This window comes from Dysgonomonas mossii DSM 22836 (assembly GCF_000213575.1).
Lineage (GTDB): Bacteria > Bacteroidota > Bacteroidia > Bacteroidales > Dysgonomonadaceae > Dysgonomonas > Dysgonomonas mossii.
Genome location: NZ_GL892006.1, coordinates 522,205 through 545,463 on the forward strand (window position 1 = coordinate 522,205; position 23,259 = coordinate 545,463).

Consider the following 23,259-nt stretch of genomic DNA (forward strand, 5'->3'; position numbering starts at 1 on the left):
GACTGCCTCATGGTAGTCGCTTTTTTTGTAATATTGTATAATGAGACCTAATATTATGAAAAAATATTTTCTAATCTTATTTAGTATCGCTTTCATCTATGCATGCAAGCGATCTGACACCACTTTTCCGACTGTAATTAAAGAAATAAACAATGAGGATATTATCATACAATGGCTAAGCAACTCTGAACTAGCCCCACAAAAAACCGAAGTGATTATAGCCAAAACAAAAAAACTCGTTGACACTATTTGTATTGCCGACAATATAGTCGATGTATCATTTTATAATGGGATTTTGGGAGAATGTAATATCATTGTTATTGGCTTTTTAGGTACTCCTTATAATAATACACAACAAACAGACATAAAGAATAAAACATTTAACTATCAAATACTAATAGACCACAACTACTTCGAGATACATCAGATGAACGAGAGAAAGATTATTCATGGAGGAATAATAGATAAAGGGACATCTACTTGGCGTGATTTTGAAGGACAAAAAGAACGTTATACCCCAACACTAGATGATGTAAAATATACTGAGAAAATCTTGACGGACAGTATTGTTTATATAAAGAGAGAAGAACCTTCCCATTCAGACTTTATAACAAAGAACCTAAATCGTTATTTAAGACAATATGTAGGATTTATGAATGAAAATGGAGACAAAATCGTTTGGATTAACTTTCTATATAAAAATGACAGTTTTATAAATACAGCTTATCTAAACGATGCTGTGATAACGGTAAATGACGGTGGAGAATATTATTGGTCTATTAAAGTAAATATAACAAAGAATAAATTATACGACATCGCAGTAAATGGAGATGCATAAAACCATATCTTTATAATAAAAAATTATGTCTCTAAAATATGCAGTAATAGGAACCGGAGCTATAGGTGGATATTATGGTGGAAATCTAGCTCACTCAGGACAGGAAGTTCACTTTTTGTTTCATTCAGATTATGACTATGTAAAGGAACATGGGCTACAGATTGATTCCATTAACGGAAACTTTCATTTATCGGATGTTCTGGCCTATCGCAAGACAAAAGACATGCCTGCATGTGATGTTGTTTTGGTTGCGTTGAAATCAACAAACAACAGCCTCTTAAATGAACTGCTCCCTCCCCTCTTACATCAAGACACAGTAGTAATATTGATACAAAATGGATTGGGATTGGAAGCTGATCTACAAGAAACTTTTCCTGAATTACAAATTGCAGGCGGCTTGGCTTTTATCTGCTCCAGCAAGATCGGAAAGGGGCATATAGGGCATTTTGATTATGGAAAACTCAATTTGGGATCTTACTCTTGTAGAGATTCTAAAGTGTTGGAACAGGTGTGCTCCGATTTCGAAGGAGCAGGAATAGAATCAAATATTCTTGAACTTGAGTTAGCACGGTGGATGAAGCTTGTTTGGAACATTCCGTATAATGGCATGACCGTTGTATTGAATACAGAAACAGACATACTGATGAATCATCCGTCAACTGCACAGCTATTGAAAGAGATGATGCTCGATGTGATACGTGGTGCTAATCATGTAGGACAAGGAAAGTTTATCATACCAGAATCTTACGCTGATGAAATGCTACAAATGACGCAACAAATGAAACCGTATTCACCAAGCATGAAACTTGATTTTGATGCTCATCGCCCTTTAGAAATCGAGTATATCTATACACGCCCGATAATAGAGGCACAGAAAGCAGGATACGAGATGATCCGGGTTTCTATGTTGGAGAAACAATTGAGATTTATTCAGGATCAATATATAAAAAAATAAGCGAAAACTTGGTTTCCGCTTATTTTTCATATTTTATATTGCTATCTATGGATTTATCAAAAATAACACAGCACGATTTTTATCGTTTTCCAATTGGAACGGCTGTAATCCATCGCCTTTCCAGTTCACAGATATTCTATTTTTGGCAATACCATATTTTGTTTCCAAAGCTTTTGCCACCTCATTAGAACGTTGTTCCGATAGCTTCATATTTATTTTAGCAGTACCTGTTTTCTTATCCGCATATCCTGTTACGACAACAGTCGAACCGGGATGCTCGTTCAAATAATTCACAGCCAACTCAATCTTAGACCATTCGGATGCATCTATCACATATTTATTTATACGGAAAAAGACAGGGTTAGGCAAAAAGAAAGGATCTTTCTTGACAGGTGCTATAACCGGATCGGGATTTTTGATAGGTCTGGTCTCCGCCTCTATTGGAGGAGCATCTTTTACCGGCGCACACAGTGATGGTATACTGTCGGGACAGCCAAAATACTTTCTCCTGTTGCTGGCAGCATTCGACAATACAACAGTTTGCCCCGGAGTATCTCCTCTCAATATTGTTACACGATCATCACTGATTAATTGCACAGCCGGATCATTCGATGTAGATGTGGTAGTTGCATTTTGAGCTTTTACGGGGAATACAAATAGCCCCAAAAGCATAAATGACAGTAGAAGTCTTAGTTTCATAATGATATACTTGGTGTTAAGGTAAATACCTATTTTGTTTGTATTAATTGACAAATTTAATATATTTCTTATATTATAGGAAATATTTTAAGAAAAGATTTATGAAATGTAAAAAATGAGATAAATCTCCTCTCTTTTTTGAATAAAATGCTTGATATTAATTCTTTATTCCGGAATACTGCAAGCACCGACATACGACTTTCATTATCTTTGTAACTTAGTTCTTACTTATGGATAAAAAGATTGTAATTGAAATAAAAGGAGCGACTCCTCGCATTGATAGTTTAAGATTTAATCATCCCGTAAACTGGATGATTAAAGAAAACGAACACTGGGCGGTTATTGGTCCAAATGGCGGAGGAAAAACACTCTTAGTAGATATATTGTTGGGTAAATATGCACTTAAAGAGGGCGAGATTGTCTGTACTAGTGAATCCGGGGCAAATCGATCCGTATCATCTGTTGTAAAAAGTGTTGCTTTCAGGGATATATATAGCATTATTGATACACAGAACAGCTACTACCAACAACGATGGAATAAGGGAGATGAGCAAGAAGTACCTCTAACAAAAGATTTGGTACAGAATGCCGATCAAACATGGTTGAATACATTGGTAGAGTGGTTTAGGATAGAAGACCTGATGAATAAAGAGGTTAATCTTCTATCGAGTGGAGAGCTCCGTAAATTCTTGATTGTGTGCTCTCTTTTATCGAAACCCCGCATTTTGATACTCGACAACCCGTTTATCGGACTCGACACGTCGTCCCGAACGATTTTGAAAGATTTACTTACCCGATTATCCGAACTCGATAATCTGCAGATTGTATTGATCCTATCCAACCCCAACGATATACCGGATATGGTTACCCATATTCTGCCGATAAAAGACAAACAGATATACCAACCGATGTCTCACATGGCTTTTAAGGAAGATAGAGAGTTTGTAACTTCATTATTCCCCTCAGTCGGTATCGAAGGACTGGAGACACTTAAGCAAACACCTAATGACGAAGAGACCAAGGCTTATGAGAATGCCGCTATTCTAAAAAACATTCATATCCGATACGGACAACGAACAATATTAAAAGATCTGGATTGGGAAATCAAACGAGGTGAAAAATGGGCTCTGCTTGGAGCCAATGGGGCGGGCAAATCAACCCTATTGAGCTTGATATGCGGTGATAATCCGCAAGCCTATGCAAATGACATAACGTTATTTGACCGTAAAAGGGGCACAGGTGAAAGCATCTGGGATATAAAAAAGCGAATTGGATACATCTCTCCCGAGATGCATCTTTACTATCTAAAGAATGTGAGATGTCTCGATGTTGTTGGATCAGGCTTTTTCGACACTATCGGTTTATACAGAAAGTGCGACACAGAACAAGAGGTCGTGGCTCTAGAATGGATGAAGCTTTTCAGAGTGGAACATCTCAAAGATGTATCTTTTCTGAACGTGTCTTCGGGAGAGCAACGCCTGATATTGTTAGCCCGGGTCTTTGTGAAAAATCCCGATCTCCTTATACTCGACGAACCGCTGCACGGACTGGATATAATTAATAAAGGTAGAGTAAAGGAAATCCTTGAAAAGTACTGTGATTCAAACAAGTCGCTAATCTATGTCACTCATTATGAAAACGAAATCCCGAGCATAGTGGACAGGCGGAAAGTTTTGATAAAAAATGAATGAAAGTTATAAAGTAATTCTACTTTCCTATCCCTGCATTTATTTTGCAGAAATGTTGTAAAAAATTATTATTTTTGAAGCAGAAATAAATAAGCATAAATTAAAATGATATTCCGTTTTTTACTTTTATCAGATGAAGTTGAAGACTTCAAGCGTGAGATTCAAATAGATGCAGATAATACTTTTCTTGATCTGCATCAGGCAATTATTAAGTCGGTAGATTATAAAGACGGTGAGATGACTTCATTCTTTATCTGCTCTGACGACTGGGAAAAAGAACAAGAAATCACCCTTGTGGAAATGGATACAAGTTCGGACGAAGATTCGTATACAATGGAAGAATCTATCCTGAACGATTTTCTGGAAGATGAAAGACAAAAATTGATGTACGTATTTGATTATATGACAGAGCGTGCATTCTTTATGGAACTACGAGAAATCATTACAGGAAAAAACCTCGAGCAGGCCATATGCACTAAATCTACAGGAAACCCTCCTACTCAGTTTGTTGACTTCGAAACAATTGCTGCAAGTTCTACATCGTTGGATACGGGTGAGACTTTCTATGGCGACGAAGGATACGACATGGACGAACTGGATGCCGAAGGCTTTGACGGATTAGACGATGTTCAGTTGCCTAGCGACGAAGAATATTAATGAAACGCCTGATAGTACTGCTTGGCCCCACAGGAGTGGGGAAAACAGCACTAAGTCTCAACTTGGCTGAGCACTATCTGTCGCCTATCATATCAGCCGATTCCCGACAATTTTTCAAAGGACTTGAAGTCGGCACAGCTGCGCCGACTACAGCTCAAAAAGATCGTGTTGTACATCACCTTGTTGGTATGCTTGATGTTACCGACTACTATAGTGCCAGCGAATTTGAGCGTGATGCCCTGAATATAATAGAAGATCTTCATAAATCGCACGATGTACTTATAGCCACTGGCGGTTCTATGATGTATATCGATGCTCTCTGCAATGGTATCGACGATGTACCCACAATAGATGAGAGCCTTCGCAAAGAGGTCTATGAATTGTACGAACGAGAAGGTTTGGAACCGATACGGGCACAACTAAAAGTACTAGACCCTGATTTTTATAACGAAGTAGACCTAAAGAATTATAAGCGTGTGATTCACGCTTTGGAAGTTTGCCTGATGACGGGCAAGCCTTATTCATCATTCCGAACACAAACAAAAAAAGAACGTCCGTTCGAAATTATAAAAATAGGATTGACTCGCGACAGAGCCGAATTGTACGAAAGGATAAACAATCGTGTAGATGAAATGATTTCTTCGGGGCTGCTAGAAGAAGCCGAACGTTTTTATCCACAACGGCACCTCAATGCATTAAATACGGTCGGATATAAAGAGTTGTTCAAATATATGGATGGCGAGTGGACTCTTGATTTTGCTATCGAAAAGATAAAACAAAGTACACGGATTTACTCTCGCAAACAAATCACATGGTTTAAAAGAGATAAAGAAATTCACTGGATAAACTTATCTGAAACAAGTGAAGATGATGCGTTAAAAAAAATAATATCCATTAGCGGATATTAACAAAAAGTGGGCTTTTGTTGTTTAATTAAAATAGAAGCTGTATTTTTAACAATCATAAAAAAACTATTATATGAGAACAAGGCTATACAAGTATTTAGTTATCTCTCTTTTGACAGTATTTGGCATTACCGGATTAACGGGTTGTGGAGACGATATTACCGAACAATATTATGTAGGTTCGGAAGTTAAAACAAGAGACTTTAAGGTAGAAAAAAATCAATGGGGATGGAATGACGTTTACAATCGCTATGAATCAACTATAAGCGTAAAAGAGATAGATGAGAGATTGTATAAATTTGGTACAATTGCTGCAACTGTCTTTGTAAATGAAGAAGCTCCGGATGGAAGTATTTATGAAGTACAAAAAAACTTACCTTTCGTACAAGCATATAAAGACTTAGCAGTTCCTTATACCGAGTATATAGGTTTCGACATCTTTTATGGAAATGGGACTGATCCTTCTGTAACCTTTTATATTCAAACATCGGATGGTTCTCCTGACACTCCTGTTCTACCCAATGCTTACAATTTCAAGCTTGCTTTGATATGGGATAGTGAATCTTACTAGATGCTTTTAAAATATACAAAACAGGCATAATCAACCCATGCCTGTTTTTTTATGCCTTTATGAAAAAAATATCTCTTAGTGAGGTATTGCTATAATTGTATCAAAATAAAGTAACAATAAAAACATACCGTAAAAGTGTTACTTTTGTTACTTTTACATACGCTTTGCTCCTGTGACCGCTGGTTGTTACTTTTTGGAATCGAGATGTTTTTTACTAAGCAAGTATTTAAAATACAAATTATAGCTAAATACACAATTTACAAGGCTTTCGGCCGTTAATTAAAATAAAATGTACTTACTTTGCACTCCATTATCACTGGCATTTGTGAATGAAACTTAACTATATAACATTATTCTTTCTGTTTTTCACTCTAGGTTCGGGTGTTGTATATGGTCAGTGGGATTCCCAGATCAGCCAATATTGGAATATGAAGAACTTTTATAACCCTTCGTTTGTTGGAGAAAGAAATGTTATAGAAAGTTCTTTGCTACATCGCCGTCAGTGGACAGGTCTCGACAGAGCACCGGTAACATCGTTGGTTTCATTGAATATGCCTATGAACTTTTTGGGCAAGGAACATGGAGTGGGTGCAATGGTTATAACTGATAAATTCGGATTATTTACGAATACCTCCACCATGCTGCAATATGCCTATCAATTTAAGTTTAAGAAAAACAGATACCTGAGAGTGGGCTTACAAGGGGGGATGATGAATATAGACTTCGATGCTTCCGGGATAAAGAATCCACCAAGCGGAGAAGGAGGAACAGGAAACGGATCTGAAGGAGAAACAGACCCTACAAACCCAACCACAGCTATAGGCGAAAAGAAGTTTGATATGGGACTTGGTGTATCGTGGATCACCCCTACCTATTACTTAGGGGCTTCTATAACGCACCTAATGCAGCCTAAGTTTGATATAGATGAGCAAACTACCTCTTTTATTTCTCGTATCTATTATCTGACAGGAGGATACAATATAAAGCTGGGAAATCCGTTGATAGAATTGCAACCATCTGCTCTCTTTAAATCTGATGCTGTGACCTATCAATTGGAAGTTACAGCTAAAGCCGAATATAAAAAGATGTTCAATGGAGGAATATCTTGGAGAAAAGGAGACGGTTTTGTATTTTTGCTTGGTGTGAAAATAAAAAATATAGATGCAGGCTATTCATACGACCTTTCTACATCGGAGATATCGAAGGTCAGTCATGGAAGCCATGAATTGTTTATACGCTACAGTATGCCGTTAGAAAGGCGAAAAGACAGACATTCGGGCAAAAGTATAAGGATATTGTAATTATAAAAAAGACGAGTATACAAACTTACAAGTAGAATAAATAAAAAAGTTGACTGACAGAATCAGATCATAAAAGAAATATGAAACATTTGTTTTTTGCAATTATAACTTCACTCATCCTGTTTACATCTTGTGGTAAATCGGTAGGATCAAGTATCGGCGGTGAAGTGGTTGGCGAAAAAGGATCGTCGTGGGCCGAACCTACACCTTATGGTATGGTACTGGTCTCGAGAGGTTCTATAGAAATGGGACCGGCCGAGAACGATTCCCTATGGGATATACAAGCCAATCCGAAAGGGGTTTCGGTAGATAATTTTTGGATGGACGAGACAGAAGTCACCAATTCCAAATATCGCCAATTTGTCTATTGGGTACGCGATTCAATTATTCGTGAACGCCTGGCCGACCCTTCCTACGGAGGAAACGAAGCATTCAAAATCACAGAAGACAGATACGGTGACCCGGTAAAACCATACCTCGATTGGAGGAGACCGATACCTAAACGCCCTTTGGAAGAAGAGGAGTTGGCAATAAACAGCGTGACTTTTATACACCCCATAACAGGAGTTAGAGGCCTAGACCCTCGTCAGATGAATTTCAAATATGAATGGTTCGATTATACCGAAGCAGCAAAACGTAGAAACCGTTTGATACCTCAGGAACGAACCCTCAATACAGATATTGCAATAGACGTCAATCAAGTAGTGATGATATCAAAAGATACTGCTTATATCAATGAAGAAGGACGTCCTGTAAACCAAACAATCGTTCGCCCTCTAAGCTCATTATTCGATTTTGTACATACCAAGATTGTAAACATTTATCCCGATACTACTGTTTGGGTAAACGATTTCAACAATGCTTACAATGAGCCATATATGCGCATGTATTTTTCTCACTCGGGGTATAACGATTATCCGGTTGTAGGTGTAACTTGGGAACAGGCTACTGCTTTCTGTGAATGGAGAACCATGTTCTACAAAATGGGACAACCAAAAAATGGACGTCCGATCGAAAACTTCCGATTGCCCACAGAAGGAGAATGGGAATTTGCCGCACGTAATGGTAAGACCGAAAATAAATATCCGTGGGATAAAGAAGGTACAATGGATGAGAAGGCTTGCTTTATGGCAAACTTCAAACCCGGAGAAGGAAACTATACGAAAGACGGGAACCTTATCCCTGCTCGGGTAGCATCTTATGTACCGAATCGTTTTGGTATATATGATTTGGCCGGTAACGTTTCCGAATGGACTTCTACCGCTTATACCGAATCGGGTACAGCAATGATGAATGATATGAATCCTCAATACAAATACGATGCTGCCAAAGAAGACCCATACGCTATAAAGAAAAAAGTAGTAAAAGGGGGATCGTGGAAAGATATAGGGCGAAACATCAGAGGAGACATGCGTGAAGGCGAGTTCCAAAACCAACCACGCTCGTATATCGGATTTAGATGTGTAAGAACTCAGGTAGGATTTGCAAAATCTAAGAAGTAAAGAAAATGAATAAGATATATAAAATACTAGCTATCGTTATTTGCGGATTGAGCTTTATCTCTGTGCTGCATGCACAAGAACAGCCCGAATCGCTTCGAGACAGAATAGCCAAAAGGCAACAGCAACAACAGGGTAATACCCAGCAAAACAACAACGGGCCAAAAGTTCCTCAATTGTCTGTTCGTGCAGAAATGATGAACGACACACAGACACAGGATTTATCGAATGCGACATGGATCAGAGAGGTGTATCGATTCTTAGACCTTACAAAGGGAAAGAATGCTGCCCTGTATTATCCGGTACAGCCTATTGGTAATCAGATGAACTTCTATACAATGATCTTTAAACTGATGGGTGATGGAAACCTCGTTGCTTATGATTGGAATAATGGCACTGACCTTTTTGTGGATAATCTGAAAATCAATTTTGGAGACGTACTCCAAAGGCTCGAAATACCTTATCAAAAGAATGGCAATGCTTATTCTTATGATGAATTCAGCATTCCCAGCAACGAAGCACTAGGATATTATATAAAAGAAGCTTGGTACTTCGACCAGTCTAACTCTGTGCTAGGTGTGAAAACAGTAGCTATCTGCCCCGTACTGTTTCGTCAGCAATACGTTGATGGTATAGACTTCGGAACATCTACAAACCAAGGCTTAAAAGAACCTCAGTTTTGGATACCATACGAAAATATACGCCCGTATGCAGCCCGTATGCCTATTATGGCTTCGGATAAGAACAACGTAATGAATAAAACCATTGACGACTACTTCCGTATGCGCTTGTATGAAGGTGAGATATACAAGACTACCAATATGGAGAATAAGTTCCTCAATCAGATATATACGACTCCTGAAACATTGAAAGAGGCTCAAAACAAAATAGAGGGCGAATTGAAGGAGTTTGACAAAGAGTTGTGGATAGTAAACGATTCTATCAATCAAGTTCAATCAGGCAATACAAAAAGCACAAAGAAGAGCAACTATAAAGCACCCAAGACAAAGAAAGCTAAAAGTACCTCTGCTATCTCGTATTCGGCCAGAGACAGACGATAATAAATAAACTGATATATTTTAGAGAAGAGGTTGTTTTGCAAAAAGCAACCTCTTTTTTTATTTAAGTTTGCCACACTGACATATCAAAAAGCACACTTATAGGTTTTATATATATCACATTGACTATTAATATGACTTTTTTGTGTTAAAATATTTTACTTTTAAATAAATACATCTTATCTTTGCAAAGAGTTTTAGGTTATTACTATACAAGATAATTAAACAGAGAGTACCATGATAAATAACAGGTATTCTCTGTCTTTTTTTGTCTTATAGGTTTAGGTTATTAAAGTAAAGATTGTTTATTAAAAAAATTGGTTATGAAAAGGTTATTAATTTTATTTGTAGCTGTGCTTGGATTAGGAGCCAGCTCTTACGCGCAAAACGATTATGATGTTCTTTGGGTATTGAACAACAAATCAACATTCGAAACTGTTGCAGAATATGTGAATGCAACTTCCAATCAGAAAGAATACATGAGAGCTATCTTCTATGATTCTATTGAAAAACTAAAAAGCGCGTTGATCGACAATGATAAAGAAGCGGCAGAAAAAGCGCTATTCTTTAATTTGGCTAATGTAAGATCAGTTTTGTCTGAAAAACAGTATAGAAAGTATTTGACAATATTAAATACTACTATCAACGATCAGCAAGGCAAGTACATGGCTAGCAAATGAGAAAAACGAGATTGAAGATAGAGGATGTTTCTTAAATAGAGACATCCTTTTTTATTTTATCCTTCTTCATCTTATCAATCATCCAGATCAATAGCAAATAGATTGGCATAACAACAGGATATAGCAAAAAGAGAAGGAATACATATCCATGCCTTCCCGAAGCATACTCTCCTATCACTGCATCTATTAAAGAATATGACCACACAAACAAACACAAATAAAGGATAGGTGCTAAGATACCTCCAACTATCACAACAGGGGAAAAACGTTTTGTGGGCTTCCTGGTCCGATATTTCAAAGTAAGATAAACATGTATAATACCCAGTACTAGAATAAAAGCAAGCACTAACCAGTGCCCAATTACCACAAAAATATTAGCAAACCATCCTACTTGAGGTGTGTAAGTTATAACAAATTCATCTGACGGTATCTCCGAAAAATGCAAGTGTGTTACAGCATCGGTAAGGCTTGTTTTTTCAGCAGGTAAATTCGTTTCGAATGTGCCGTCCAGCCCTGTTATATCTATCTCAATATCCAGTCCTCCGAATGTACGCCAAAAACGAACCGGCGCAAGATTGTACCTCAACGTAAATTCTCTGACAGGATTACCGACATACACATTCGCACGCACTGTATACTCCACCCTGATAGCATGCTCTCCCTCAGAAAGATCAACTTCAAAATATTTGAGTCCGATCAAATTCGGAACATTTTCTTTCGAGTACAAAAGATGATTATCCAAAGAATCTATCCACGAAAGAGCCGCCTTGTTTTCATACGAAGAAGGTACTTTTGAGACCTCAGCTTCTTTATCATCTACCCACACACGAAAGGCATCGTCTTGCGAAACATCCGTCATCGTGTCAAAAATGAGGGGAATCTGCTTCCCTGCCCTATCTGATTTAATTGTATAGATCACCGTATACTTAGCTGTATAAAAATCGATAATGCGGACATGTAAAGACTCATGCAGAATATCTATATCCTTGCTCGAATAAGCCTCACTCATCGGGTTGCCTCCGATCCACGGAGACGCCATATTCGCCGAAGCGGATACGCAAGCAATTATCAAAGAGAATAGAAGTAAAAATCTTTTTAGCATAGTTTTGTAAAACATTTATTTAAGGTTATTTATAAGATAACCTTTCGTCGGAAATATTTGGTTAAGTTGCTTTTTTATAGCTTGCTTCTCTTCGGCTGTAGCCTGAGAACAGATGCGTACTATTTCATCCAGCTTAGTTTCTCCGATAATTAACAACAATGGAGAAGACGGACGCGAATCGTACAACTTTTGCAAGTCTGCCATTGCTTCTATAATACGTATTCTCCCACGTGAAGCATTGGCAGCCATTTCGTCCAACCCATTGCGATGATAATTGTACCAGAAAGAATGAAAAGCTTTAGAGCTCTCATCGGTAAGAGCTACGGCAAGATCATACCTGTTATCATTTTTGCCGGAAAAAGGCTCCCACCCTTTTGTATTCAATGATTGAGCCATATTAGCTATTTCCATCGCCCTCGCAAAATACGGAGCACCGCCATTTAAGGAAAACGAATCAAAATCGAGCCCTATCACAACATAAGCATAAAAAGATATTACTGCCACCAAATTATTAGAAAGTGTAATATTGCTCAAGTCGAGAGATTCTCCCGGTGTATAATTAAACTCAAACTTAGTATCTCTATAGTTGATCAGAGTAGTTATATACGTCGAATTATATACAGGGCGGCGTGAAGTAACCTGCATTTCTGCAACAAAACTATTATCCGAAGTCATTTCACTTATCGAGATGTTCACTGTGCAATCAATACGCTCATTTCTGTTGAACGAGGTATTTGTCCATGTCTGGTCATTCAACAACTGATTGAGTGAGCTCTCCATTGCCGAAAACAGATTTTGATTTGCCGCAGGAACTTTACTACTGTTTATAGTTAGCTTCGCGTTCAACTCCTGTGCCTGTATTGTAGCAAAAGAGATTATCGCAGATATTATAAATAAAGCCAGCCTTAACATACTATTCGAGATTATATGTAATACTCAACACCTTAAACTCTGTCCGGCGGTTTACCTGATCAGCCATCTCCTGTTGCTCTGAGGTGAGCCCTTCTATAAACTCCTCATTCAGTATATCACCCTCTTTCAGAAAGTCATACTTCTTTACGATAGCTTTGGTAACCGTCTTAGGCTCACTTTTACCTTTGCCCACAGCCGTTAGTCGATCTTTGGATATTCCTCCGGCTATCAGATAATTGACCACAGATTCAGCCCTGCGTTGCGAGAGTTTAATATTATAGTCGTCCGACCCTTTTCTGTCGGCATGAGCCGATAGTTCGATTGTTACATTCGGATTGGTATTAAGCAAGTCGATCAAACCATCCAATTCTTTTTTAGACTCGGGGAGTAATGTCGCCTTGTCGAACTCATAGAATATATTTTCCAATACCACCGGCTTATTGATCGGAGTAAGGATGAAATCTAACAGGTAGGTTGAATCCTTCTCTATCGCTATAGTTTTGAGAGACATACGTGTATTCAAGTGATCTTTGGCACTTGCCAGAAACACATAGTCTACCCCTTGCTTTACGTCCATTTTGTAAGTCCCGTCGTTCTTTCCGGGAAACCTCATATTCGTTCCGTCACGCCCTACAACGCGTATAGTAGCATTGGTTACAAACTCATCGTCTGTATCCACAATATATCCTTCAGCTATAGTTGTAATTACCGGATATGCAAAAGAATATATATGATCAAATCCTTTGCCATCGCCACGGTTGGAGCTAAAAAATCCACTTTCTTTGTTTCCTTCGAATGTTATACCAAAATCATCGGCCTGCGAATTTATAGGGAACTTCATATTCTCTACCTTCCAGCCTTTAGACTTCTTGTCATATTCAGCCTTATATATATCCAGACCACCCATCCCTACATGTCCGTCCGAAGAAAAATAGAGCGTAGAGTCGTTTCGCATATACGGAAACATTTCGTCTCCTGCGGTATTGATATCCGGCCCCAAATTCTCAACAAATTCGACCAGATCGCCAACCATACTTGCCCGCCAAATATCTTTACCGCCATAGCCTCCGGGCATGTCGGACACAAAATAAATGTAGTCACCCGAAGGTGTTATCGACGGATGAGCATAAACACTGGTTGTATCACGTTTGTTTATTTCTATTTTCGTGCCCTTTCCCCATGATCCCGACGAACGGTATGAGACATATATAGATGGAAAGGATGTATTTACCGAATCGAGTTTTGTTTGTGTAAAATACATTGCAGAGCCAGTAGCCGAAAATGAAGTTGTGCCCTCGTCAGATGAAGTATTTATCGGTGAATCCAAATGCTCGGGTTTCATCCAGTTTCCACTCTCGTCTTTGCGAGACATGAATATATCATTGAGCTTAGATCCTGTAATATTGCTTATCGTATCTCCTATAACACCTTCTCGGTTAGATGTAAAGTACAACTGATCGTAATCGGGAGGAAGCAACATCGGACTAAACTCACCCCGATTGGAATTAAACAAATCCATCCTCTTCACTGTATATAATGTCGGATTAGCTTTCCACTCAGGGGCTACCTTTGTACCTTCCAGCCCGTTAAGAGCAAATTTATTATCAGGGAAAAGCTTTAAGAAATCAGCGTAGTAACGAGCAGCTTGCTTATAATCTCCCACCTTCTGCAACGATCTGGCATATTGCAGATTCAGAGTGCTGTCGTTCACCTTATATCTAACAGCATTAGCATACGCCGCATTCGCTCGCAGTGGATTGTTTATCAACCTGTAACTCTCCGCCATACGCAAAGCGACTTCTCCTCTTAACTCTCTCTTCTTTACTGGAATGCTGCGGTATATCTTGCGATACATGTCTGCCGCAACAAAGTATTCTCCTTGTGCAAATTTACGGTCTGCATCTTCCAGTTTTACCTGTTTACAAGAATATGCAAACAATAAAAGAATAAGGATACTAAATATGTAAGATATAGATCTTTTCAAGCTTTTTTCAGGTTATTACAATAAGTTATTACAGTTTACAAATATAACTCATTTCTGCTTAGAATATTGCTTCCCCAAACGGGAAACATGACAGGCTAATTATCAAGCCTTTATTCTTTTTCGCAGAACTTTACATTTCCTGCCAAGAGAATCCTATTTCTCAAAAAGTAACAACCAGCGGTCACAGGAGCAAAGCGTATGTAAAAGTAACAGTATTTTACTGCTTTTTATGTGTCACTTTCTTTCTTAATCTTTCCCCTCATAAGGGAATACTATTCACCCTATTAATAAGATAAATTCAATAAAAACAAATATATCTAAATAATAAGAAAGGGATACTCTATGCGAATATCCCTTTCAAAAAAGTATAGTTAGATAGGTGTTATCTTACTTTCCATTTACTCTGAAACGTTCATTACCGTTCTTAATGAAGTCTACTATTTGATTGGCTGCAGCAATACCGGCATTGATATTTGCCTCTTCGGTTTGCGCACCCGATTTTTTAGGTGTAGAGAAATATCTTCCTGCAAATTTTTCTGTCATTTCAGCATGATTGCCGGGAAGTACATCTGTTACATATTTGAAATCTTTACGTTCTTCCATTACCTTCACTATCGAAGCTTCATCTACTACTTCTTTACGAGCAGTATTCAGCAGCAATGCATTTTTAGGCATTTTGCTAATCAACTCATAGTTTATAGAATTAGCGGTTTCGTCTGTAGCAGGCATATGCAAAGATACGTACTGACATGTAGTGTATAATTCTTCGGCAGAACCAACAGCTTTTACGCCTTCTTTTTCGATAGCTTCTTTAGACAGGAACGGGTCGAAAGCATAAACTTCCATACCAAAGCCTTTGGCTATACGAGCAACATTGCGCCCTACATTTCCATAAGCGTGGATTCCCAGTTTTTTGCCCAAAAGCTCTGTTCCCGATGTACCTTTAAAGAAACTGCGAATAGCGTATACAGCAAGACCAAAGACCAACTCTGCAACAGCGTTAGCATTCTGTCCCGGAGTATTCATCACGCATATCTTGTTTGCTGTAGCAGCTTCCAAATCTATATTATCATAACCTGCTCCTGCACGTACAACAATCTTTAGATTCTTAGCAGCATCCAATACTTCCTTGTCGAAGATATCGCTACGAATAATTGCAGCATCAACATCAGCTACCGCATCTAGCAATTGTTTCTTCTCTGTGTACTTTTCGAGCAAAACCAATTCAAATCCGGCTTTCTCTATAACTTCTCTGATTCCAGTTACAGCCTCAGCAGCAAATGGTTTGTCTGTAGCAATAAGTACTTTCATTATTTAGCTATTTTCTTTTCAAATTCTTTCATTGCATCCACCAATGCCTGAACACCTTCGATAGGCATAGCATTGTAAATAGATGCACGGAAACCACCAACAGAGCGGTGTCCTTTTAGTTCACACAATCCACGTTCTTTCGCAAATTCTAAGAATGCTGCTTCGTTTCCTTCATATTCGGAGGTCATCACAAAACATACATTCATCAACGAACGGTCTTCAACCTGACATGTACCTTTAAACACGGAGCTACGATCGATTTCGTTATATAGCAATGCAGCCTTTTCTTTGTTGCGTTTATACATTGCATCAAGACCTCCATTCGCTTTCAGCCATCTCAATGTTTGCATTGCAGCATATACAGGAACAACTGGAGGCGTATTGAACATCGAACCGTTTTCGATATGCGTACGATAATCCAACATTGTTGGGATAGGGCGATTTACCTTTCCTAATATTTCATCTTTTACGATAACGAAAGTCACTCCCGATGGAGCCAGATTTTTCTGAGCACCACCATATATCAAAGCATATTTTGATATATCTACCGGACGAGAGAAAATGTCTGACGACATATCTGCAACCAACGGCACCGGAGAATTGAGATCGGTATGTATCTCTGTTCCGAAAATCGTATTATTGGTAGTGATGTGGAAATAATCCGCATCGGTAGGAATTGTATAATCTTTTGGGATATAAGTATAGTTAGCAGCCTTAGATGATGCCACTTCAACTACTTCACCAAACAGTTTAGCTTCTTTCTGAGCTTTACTTGCCCACGTCCCCGTATTCAAATATGCCGCTTTTCTTTCTAGTAAATTAAAAGGTACCATGCAAAATTGCAAGCTAGCACCTCCTCCAAGGAAAAGCACCGAGTAGCCCGACGGAATTTCTAATAATTCCTTAAACAGTTCAACTGTTTCGTCCATTACAGCCTGAAAATCCTTGCTCCTGTGGCTTACCTCCATTAAAGAAAAAGAAGAACCATTAAAATCCAGAATAGCTTTTGCTGTCTCCTCCATTGTTTGTTGGGGAAGGATTGATGGCCCTGCACTAAAATTATATTTCTTCATTTTATATATTAAATTAGGGAATTAAGAACTCTTCAATATTATTTTTTGGACTTCAAAATTACTAATTATATATGAAATACTGTGATTAAGAATGACTTTTATTGATTTTAATTTCAAGAATCTAGCAAAATGCTTTTTGTATCAGAGGTATTTGGATTTTTTACATATTATGATACTTTTAGCTATTGTTTTTATATATTTGCATATAGCAAAAAGTAAGATAAGATTGCATTGCCTTAGTTGATTTTTAACCTTATAATCCATTCAATTCAAACAGCATGGCCCTAATAAAACCGTTTAAAGGAATAAGACCACCCAAAAGTATTGTTCAGCAAATTGCCTCACGCCCCTACGACGTTTTAAGCTCTCTGGAAGCTCGGCTCGAAGCAGAAGGCAACGAAAAATCTCTTTACCGCATCATAAAACCGGAAATAGATTTTGAAGAAACAATAGATGAACATCATCCCGACGTATATCAACGTGCAGTACAGAATTTCAAGAAGTTTCAGGAAAAAGGTTGGTTGGAGCAGGATCCGGAAGAATACTACTATGTATATGCGCAAACCATGAATGAAAAAACTCAATATGGGCTGGTAGTATGCTCTCATGTAGATGATTACATGAATGGAAAGATAAAAAAACACGAACTCACACGCAGAGATAAGGAAGAAGACCGCATGAAGCATGTACGTGTGAATAATGCGAATATAGAGCCTGTATTTTTTGCCTACCCTGACAATAAAGACTTGGACAAGATAATAACAAACGCAATATCTACTCCGGCCGAATATGACTTTGAAGCAACAGACGGTGTAGGGCATCATTTTTGGGTAATAAAAGATCAAGAGGACATACAACAAATAACGGATATATTTGCAACTATACCTTACCTGTATATCGCCGACGGACACCATCGCTCAGCAGCGGCAGCACTGGTAGGAGCAGAAAAAGCGAGACTAAACCCTCATCATAGGGGAGACGAAGAGTATAACTACTTTATGGCTGTTTGCTTTCCTGACAACCAACTCAATATAATAGACTACAACCGTTTGGTAAAAGACCTGAATGGATTAAGTGTTGCCGAATTTCTCAAGAAACTAAAAGCACATTTTATAATAGAAGAGAAGGGTTCTGACATTGAAAAGCCCACCGCTTTACATAATTTCTCCATCTTTCTTGACGGCAAATGCTATAGCCTGACTGCAAAAGAAGATACTTACGACGACAACGACCCTATAGGCGTCTTGGATGTGACTATATCTTCGAAGTATATATTGGACGAAATTTTAGGCATAAAGGATTTGCGTTCCGATCAGCGTATCGATTTCGTAGGAGGAATTAGAGGATTGGACGAACTGAAAAAACGTGTAAACAGCGGTGAGATGAAGCTGGCACTGGCCTTATACCCGGTCACCATGAAGCAACTGATGGACATTGCCGACTCGGGCAACATCATGCCACCAAAAACAACATGGTTTGAGCCTAAACTACGGTCGGGACTTGTTATTCACAAGCTCGAATAATATATTTTTTCGCTAAACCTCAAGTATAAGAAAGTAAAAATAAGCCGATGTTGCAGAACTCTACAACATCGGCGTTCTTTATTTGTTATATAAAAAGGTATATTTGTCAATTATACAATTTAACACCACCACAGAATTATGATAATAAAACATTTTACAGACAACGATCTGTACAAATTTTCCGTCATGTTAGCTATCCAAAAACTATATCCGTGGGCATACGTCCGATATGCTTTCACGAACCGGGGGAAGACTCAATTTCCTGAAGGATTCGCCGAACGGATGAAGGAAGAAGTAGCGTCTATGGCTAACCTGCAATTAACAGCCGAAGAGAAGAAATTTATAAAAGCTAAATGTTATTTCTTCGATCCCGTATTTGTAGACTTTCTTGAAGGATTCAGATATAAACCGGAGGAAGTGACCATTACTCAAGAAGGAGGAGACCTCAGCGTAGTAATAGAGGGCTATTGGTACAGAACTGTACTTTGGGAAGTTCCGCTACTGGCAATTATCTCCGAGCTTTATTTTCAGATGACAGGAGCTACCCCGCAAAATGTAGAAGAAAATGCAATCATAAAAGCAAAAGCCCTGAAAGAAATGGAAGCCGATTATTCCGAATTTGGTACTCGCAGACGTTTTTCTTTCGACGTAGAAGATAAAGTTATAGGAGCGCTTCAGGCTCATTCGGGAAAGTACTTCAAAGGGACGAGCAATGTATATTTTGCGATGAAACACAATACGATTCCTATTGGTACAATGCCGCACGAATGGTTTATGTTTCATGGCGCAATATTCGGTTATCGGTCGGCAAATATCAAGGGATTGGAAGCATGGGTAGAAGTCTACGACGGCAGTCTGGGTATTGCATTGACAGATACATACACTACCGATTCTTTTTTCAACTCGTTTAGTCTCAAACAGGCCAAACTATTTGACGGAGTACGCCACGATAGCGGAGACCCTCTTGTTTTTGCAGACAAGGCGATCTCTTTTTATCAACAAAACCGTATAGATGCTACTTCCAAAACATTAGTATTCAGCGATTCGCTAAATCTAGATACTGTAAAAGAAATAAAAGATCATGTTGCCGGACGTATACACGACACGTATGGTATCGGCACATTCTTTTCGAACGATGTAGGATCTAAAGCGTTGAATATCGTTATCAAACTAACGGATGTAAAACTACATAAGAAAGATGCGAACTTCATGAAAGCCGTAAAACTTTCGGATGTAGCAGGAAAGCACACCGGAGATCCGAGAGAAATAGATCTAAGCATAAAAACATTAGGACTGGAATAATAAACAAATAATATATGTCTAAGCTATTTAGTAATTTATCGATACGTAATCTTACTCTCAAAAATAGGATTATCATGTCTCCCATGTGTCAATATTCGGCGCATGACGGTTTCGCTACCGATTGGCACCTTGTCCATTATACCAGTAGAGCTGTAGGTGGTGTAGCAGCCGTTATACAGGAAGCAACCGCCGTTTGTCCCGAAGGTCGTATATCCTATGGAGATTTGGGTATATGGAAAGATGACCATATCTCAAAACTCAAGGAAATAGTAAAAGTAATCGAAGAAAACGGCTCTATACCGGGAATACAACTGGCTCATGCCGGGCGTAAAGCAAGCTGCGAACTCGGATGGAAACGTGGAGAGCAAATAAAAGAAGGCGAAAACAGTTGGCAGACTGTAGCACCCTCCCCTATCCCTTTTTATGAGACAGACAATACTCCGGCAGAATTGACAGAGGTTGAGATCGAAAAAATCATATACGATTTCGCTCTCGCTGCCCAAAGGTCTATAACAGCAGGATATAAGATAATAGAGATACATGCGGCTCATGGATACCTTATCCATCAGTTCTTATCTCCTCTTACCAACCAAAGAAAAGATCAATATGGCGGCACATTCGAGAATAGAATTCGGTTATTGATTAGGATAGTGGATGCTGTAGGGTTATTATTAGATGAAAGCCACTCGTTATGGGTAAGGATATCAGCTACCGACTGGGTAGACAATGGTTGGAATCCGGAAGAATCGACACAACTAGCATCGTTATTGAAAGATAAGGGAGTAGATGTTATCGATGTATCGTCAGGAGGTAATCTGCCGCACGTAAAAATACCTGTAGGGAAAAATTATCAAGTACCTTTTGCCAAAGAAATAAAAAGCCGAACAGGAATACTTACAGGAGCTGTAGGGCTTATTACTGAAGCAAATCAGGCAGAGGAGATTTTACAAAAAGAGGAAGCCGATCTTATTTTTATCGGCAGAGAATTATTAAGAGATCCTTATTTTGCGCTTCATGCAGCAAAATCGTTGGGAGATGATCTAAAATGGCCTCTTCAATACGAGAGAGCAAAGTAAAAGTATAAAATTAAGCGGCTGTAATGGGAAGGATGACAAACCCTTTTCATTACAGCCGCTTCTCTTTATTCTTCCATCAAATCGAGGACTCTATCATATCCCCATTTTTCGGCAACATCGTCATCGGACGTGAATCTATTTTGCCATTTAAAGTCTACAACTTCAATACGCTTCGATGCCGAGCCATCCCATTCCACAGTAAAGCCCTGATTCTTGAGTTGGGCGACAATTTTGTTACCTATCAATATGGCTTCCTTGTCGTTCTTCTCTTTTTCTCCATAAAAACCAATACTTAGCACGCCGGTTTGTATTACACGTTCCAAATCCTGCCCGTGATAATAACAATATCCAATAGGTTTTACCCCATTATCTTCCAGGTCTTGCCATACATCCTGCACATCATATATAGCTTCAGATTGTGTATATCCGGCATTGTGCAATGCTACGATTTTCTCTTTACAAAGGTTGTCGAAAACTGTATGCAGCTTATCCGTATCAGTAGGGCGTTGCCATGTTTCACTTTCAGATTCATTTTTCGCATACTCCTTGCCAAAAATATCCCGAATCCACTCTTCAGAGATTTCGCTTTCCCAGCCTTCATCTTCTACAGCTTCAATAGCCTCTGTAATAATATCTTCTAAAGATTCAAATCCTGATTTTATACTAATAAGGAAATGATCATAGAGATACTTTTCATTTTCTGTCATAGTGTAAAAAAATTAAGACACTTCCCATCCTTCAGAAACAAAAGAATGTGTACTTGTTTAGTTAGGTATCAATTATTTAAAGTTAATATCAATTCTAGTCCAGCCTCATAATATTAGCGCCCAGCTGATTAAGACGTACGTCGATATTCTGATATCCACGGTCTATCTGCTCTATATTGTGTATCGTACTTTTTCCATCGGCACACATAGCGGCAATAAGCAAAGCTATACCGGCACGTATATCCGGTGAGGTCATAGTTGTGGCACGCATAGGACGTTTTCCTGTACCAATTACCGTTGCACGGTGCGGATCGCATAGTATAATCTGTGCTCCCATATCGATAAGTTTATCCACAAAGAACAAACGGCTTTCAAACATCTTCTGATGTATCAACACACTGCCTTTGGCCTGAGTAGCCACAACAAGAAGCACACTGATTAGGTCGGGAGTCAACCCCGGCCATGGAGCATCGGCAATAGTAAGAATCGACCCGTCGATAAATGTATCTATAGTATATTCTTTCTGTGCAGGAATATATATATCATCTCCTCTGCGTTCCAACTGGATACCCAAACGGCTGAATGTATCGGGGATAATACCCAAATCATCGTAGGCTACATCTTTAATTGTAACTTCTGATCCTGTAATAGCTGCCATACCGATAAAACTACCGATTTCGATCATGTCAGGCAATATACGATGTTTTGCAGCACCCAAAGAAGTTACTCCTTCGATACGCAACAGGTTAGACCCCTGCCCGTCTATCTTGGCTCCCATCTTGGTAAGCAAACGGCAAAGTTGTTGTATATATGGTTCGCAAGCTGCATTATAGATTGTGGTTTCTCCTTCGGCTAATACCGCAGCCATAACAATATTAGCTGTACCGGTAACAGAAGCCTCATCGAGAAGCATATATGTACCCTTCAGCTTTTCGGCTGATATATTATATATCTGTTCTGCGTCGTTGTAATTAAATTCAGCACCTAGTTTTTGTATCCCGACAAAGTGAGTATCGAGACGGCGGCGACCAATTTTGTCTCCTCCCGGCTTAGGCAAAATAGCCCTGCCAAAACGAGCTACAAGAGGTCCTATAATCATCACCGAACCACGCAAAGAGGCACTTCTCTTCAAGAATTCCGATGTTTCCAGGTAGTCTATATTTACATTTTCGGCCTTGAATGACCAAGTATCTTCTGCCAACCTTTTGGTTTCGACACCCATATCGCCCAATAGACGTATCAGGTTGTTTACATCCAGAATATCCGGAATATTTTCTATAATAACTTCCTCTGCGGTAAGCAATGTCGCACAAATAACCTGCAATGCTTCATTCTTTGCTCCTTGTGGAATAATTTCTCCACTCAAGCGACAACCTCCCTCTATTATAAATGATGCCATGTTTTTAGCTAATATATTT

General features: G+C 38.8%; 21 protein-coding genes. 13 read left to right on the top strand and 8 right to left on the bottom strand.

Features of this window, described 5'->3' with window-relative positions:
* Nucleotides 1-55: 55 nt before the first annotated feature.
* A complete protein-coding gene (locus tag HMPREF9456_RS09085) occupies nt 56-838 on the top strand; it encodes a hypothetical protein (protein WP_006843214.1) in 783 nt (260 codons plus the stop codon).
* A 25-nt stretch (nt 839-863) separates the two neighbouring features.
* Nucleotides 864-1,793, top strand: a complete 930-nt coding sequence (locus HMPREF9456_RS09090) for a putative 2-dehydropantoate 2-reductase (RefSeq protein WP_006843215.1) — start codon at nt 864-866, stop codon at nt 1,791-1,793.
* A 45-nt stretch (nt 1,794-1,838) separates the two neighbouring features.
* On the opposite strand, the gene HMPREF9456_RS09095 is transcribed toward HMPREF9456_RS09090, so the two are convergent.
* Nucleotides 1,839-2,492: an OmpA family protein gene (locus tag HMPREF9456_RS09095; RefSeq protein ID WP_018074895.1), complete on the bottom strand. Its 654-nt coding sequence runs from the start codon at nt 2,490-2,492 to the stop codon at nt 1,839-1,841.
* Nucleotides 2,493-2,722: 230 nt separating this feature from the next.
* Between HMPREF9456_RS09095 and HMPREF9456_RS09100 the strand changes: the two genes are divergently transcribed.
* The 8 genes from HMPREF9456_RS09100 to HMPREF9456_RS09135 all read left to right on the top strand — a co-directional run bounded on the left by HMPREF9456_RS09100 (nt 2,723) and on the right by HMPREF9456_RS09135 (nt 10,851).
* On the top strand, nt 2,723-4,183 hold the full coding sequence (locus HMPREF9456_RS09100) for an ATP-binding cassette domain-containing protein (protein WP_006843217.1): 1,461 nt from the start codon (nt 2,723-2,725) through the stop codon (nt 4,181-4,183).
* Between the two features lie 102 nt (nt 4,184-4,285).
* Complete coding sequence (locus tag HMPREF9456_RS09105) at nt 4,286-4,837, top strand: IS1096 element passenger TnpR family protein (RefSeq protein WP_006843218.1); 552 nt, start codon at nt 4,286-4,288, stop codon at nt 4,835-4,837.
* The gene (miaA, locus tag HMPREF9456_RS09110; protein WP_006843219.1) at nt 4,837-5,745 is read left to right on the top strand and encodes a tRNA (adenosine(37)-N6)-dimethylallyltransferase MiaA; all 909 of its coding nucleotides are present in this window, start codon (nt 4,837-4,839) and stop codon (nt 5,743-5,745) included. Before HMPREF9456_RS09105 ends, miaA begins: the two co-directional genes overlap by 1 nt.
* 70 nt (nt 5,746-5,815) lie before the next feature.
* Nucleotides 5,816-6,313: a hypothetical protein gene (locus HMPREF9456_RS09115; RefSeq protein WP_006843220.1), complete on the top strand. Its 498-nt coding sequence runs from the start codon at nt 5,816-5,818 to the stop codon at nt 6,311-6,313.
* Nucleotides 6,314-6,642: 329 nt separating this feature from the next.
* Nucleotides 6,643-7,614, top strand: a complete 972-nt coding sequence (locus tag HMPREF9456_RS09120) for a PorP/SprF family type IX secretion system membrane protein (protein WP_006843221.1) — start codon at nt 6,643-6,645, stop codon at nt 7,612-7,614.
* An 80-nt stretch (nt 7,615-7,694) separates the two neighbouring features.
* The gene (gene porK, locus HMPREF9456_RS09125) at nt 7,695-9,116 is read left to right on the top strand and encodes a T9SS ring complex lipoprotein PorK/GldK (RefSeq protein ID WP_006843222.1); all 1,422 of its coding nucleotides are present in this window, start codon (nt 7,695-7,697) and stop codon (nt 9,114-9,116) included.
* A 5-nt stretch (nt 9,117-9,121) separates the two neighbouring features.
* The gene (gene porN / locus HMPREF9456_RS09130) at nt 9,122-10,174 is read left to right on the top strand and encodes a type IX secretion system ring subunit PorN/GldN (protein WP_006843223.1); all 1,053 of its coding nucleotides are present in this window, start codon (nt 9,122-9,124) and stop codon (nt 10,172-10,174) included.
* Nucleotides 10,175-10,494: 320 nt separating this feature from the next.
* Nucleotides 10,495-10,851, top strand: coding sequence for a hypothetical protein (locus tag HMPREF9456_RS09135; protein WP_006843224.1), 357 nt, complete (start codon nt 10,495-10,497; stop codon nt 10,849-10,851).
* Between the two features lie 31 nt (nt 10,852-10,882).
* Here HMPREF9456_RS09135 and HMPREF9456_RS09140 read toward each other — a convergent pair whose 3' ends face one another.
* The 5 genes from HMPREF9456_RS09140 to serC all read right to left on the bottom strand — a co-directional run bounded on the left by HMPREF9456_RS09140 (nt 10,883) and on the right by serC (nt 17,233).
* Nucleotides 10,883-11,953: a hypothetical protein gene (locus tag HMPREF9456_RS09140; protein WP_245531010.1), complete on the bottom strand. Its 1,071-nt coding sequence runs from the start codon at nt 11,951-11,953 to the stop codon at nt 10,883-10,885.
* A gap of 15 nt (nt 11,954-11,968) precedes the next feature.
* Nucleotides 11,969-12,865 carry a type IX secretion system protein PorD gene (porD, locus tag HMPREF9456_RS09145; RefSeq protein WP_006843226.1) on the bottom strand — a complete coding sequence of 299 codons (897 nt, stop codon included), beginning with the start codon at nt 12,863-12,865 and terminating at the stop codon, nt 11,969-11,971.
* A gap of 1 nt (nt 12,866) precedes the next feature.
* Nucleotides 12,867-14,849, bottom strand: a complete 1,983-nt coding sequence (gene porE / locus HMPREF9456_RS09150) for a PorE family type IX secretion system protein (protein ID WP_006843227.1) — start codon at nt 14,847-14,849, stop codon at nt 12,867-12,869.
* 387 nt (nt 14,850-15,236) lie between these two features.
* Nucleotides 15,237-16,160 carry an NAD(P)-dependent oxidoreductase gene (locus tag HMPREF9456_RS09155; RefSeq protein ID WP_006843228.1) on the bottom strand — a complete coding sequence of 308 codons (924 nt, stop codon included), beginning with the start codon at nt 16,158-16,160 and terminating at the stop codon, nt 15,237-15,239.
* Nucleotides 16,160-17,233 (bottom strand): 3-phosphoserine/phosphohydroxythreonine transaminase, encoded by a 1,074-nt coding sequence (serC, locus tag HMPREF9456_RS09160; RefSeq protein ID WP_006843229.1) that lies wholly within the window; start codon nt 17,231-17,233, stop codon nt 16,160-16,162. The genes HMPREF9456_RS09155 and serC overlap by 1 nt, the downstream gene beginning before the upstream one ends.
* 278 nt (nt 17,234-17,511) lie before the next feature.
* Here serC and HMPREF9456_RS09165 point away from each other — a divergent pair, with 278 nt between their 5' ends.
* From HMPREF9456_RS09165 to HMPREF9456_RS09175, 3 genes are all read left to right on the top strand, one after another.
* Complete coding sequence (locus HMPREF9456_RS09165) at nt 17,512-18,756, top strand: DUF1015 domain-containing protein (RefSeq protein ID WP_006843230.1); 1,245 nt, start codon at nt 17,512-17,514, stop codon at nt 18,754-18,756.
* Nucleotides 18,757-18,894: 138 nt separating this feature from the next.
* A complete protein-coding gene (pncB, locus tag HMPREF9456_RS09170; RefSeq protein ID WP_006843231.1) occupies nt 18,895-20,058 on the top strand; it encodes a nicotinate phosphoribosyltransferase in 1,164 nt (387 codons plus the stop codon).
* Between the two features lie 14 nt (nt 20,059-20,072).
* Nucleotides 20,073-21,134 carry an NADH:flavin oxidoreductase/NADH oxidase gene (locus tag HMPREF9456_RS09175; protein WP_006843232.1) on the top strand — a complete coding sequence of 354 codons (1,062 nt, stop codon included), beginning with the start codon at nt 20,073-20,075 and terminating at the stop codon, nt 21,132-21,134.
* A 65-nt stretch (nt 21,135-21,199) separates the two neighbouring features.
* On the opposite strand, the gene HMPREF9456_RS09180 is transcribed toward HMPREF9456_RS09175, so the two are convergent.
* Complete coding sequence (locus HMPREF9456_RS09180) at nt 21,200-21,841, bottom strand: DUF6891 domain-containing protein (protein WP_006843233.1); 642 nt, start codon at nt 21,839-21,841, stop codon at nt 21,200-21,202.
* A 94-nt stretch (nt 21,842-21,935) separates the two neighbouring features.
* Nucleotides 21,936-23,240 carry a UDP-N-acetylglucosamine 1-carboxyvinyltransferase gene (murA, locus tag HMPREF9456_RS09185; protein ID WP_006843234.1) on the bottom strand — a complete coding sequence of 435 codons (1,305 nt, stop codon included), beginning with the start codon at nt 23,238-23,240 and terminating at the stop codon, nt 21,936-21,938.
* Nucleotides 23,241-23,259 lie beyond the last annotated feature (19 nt).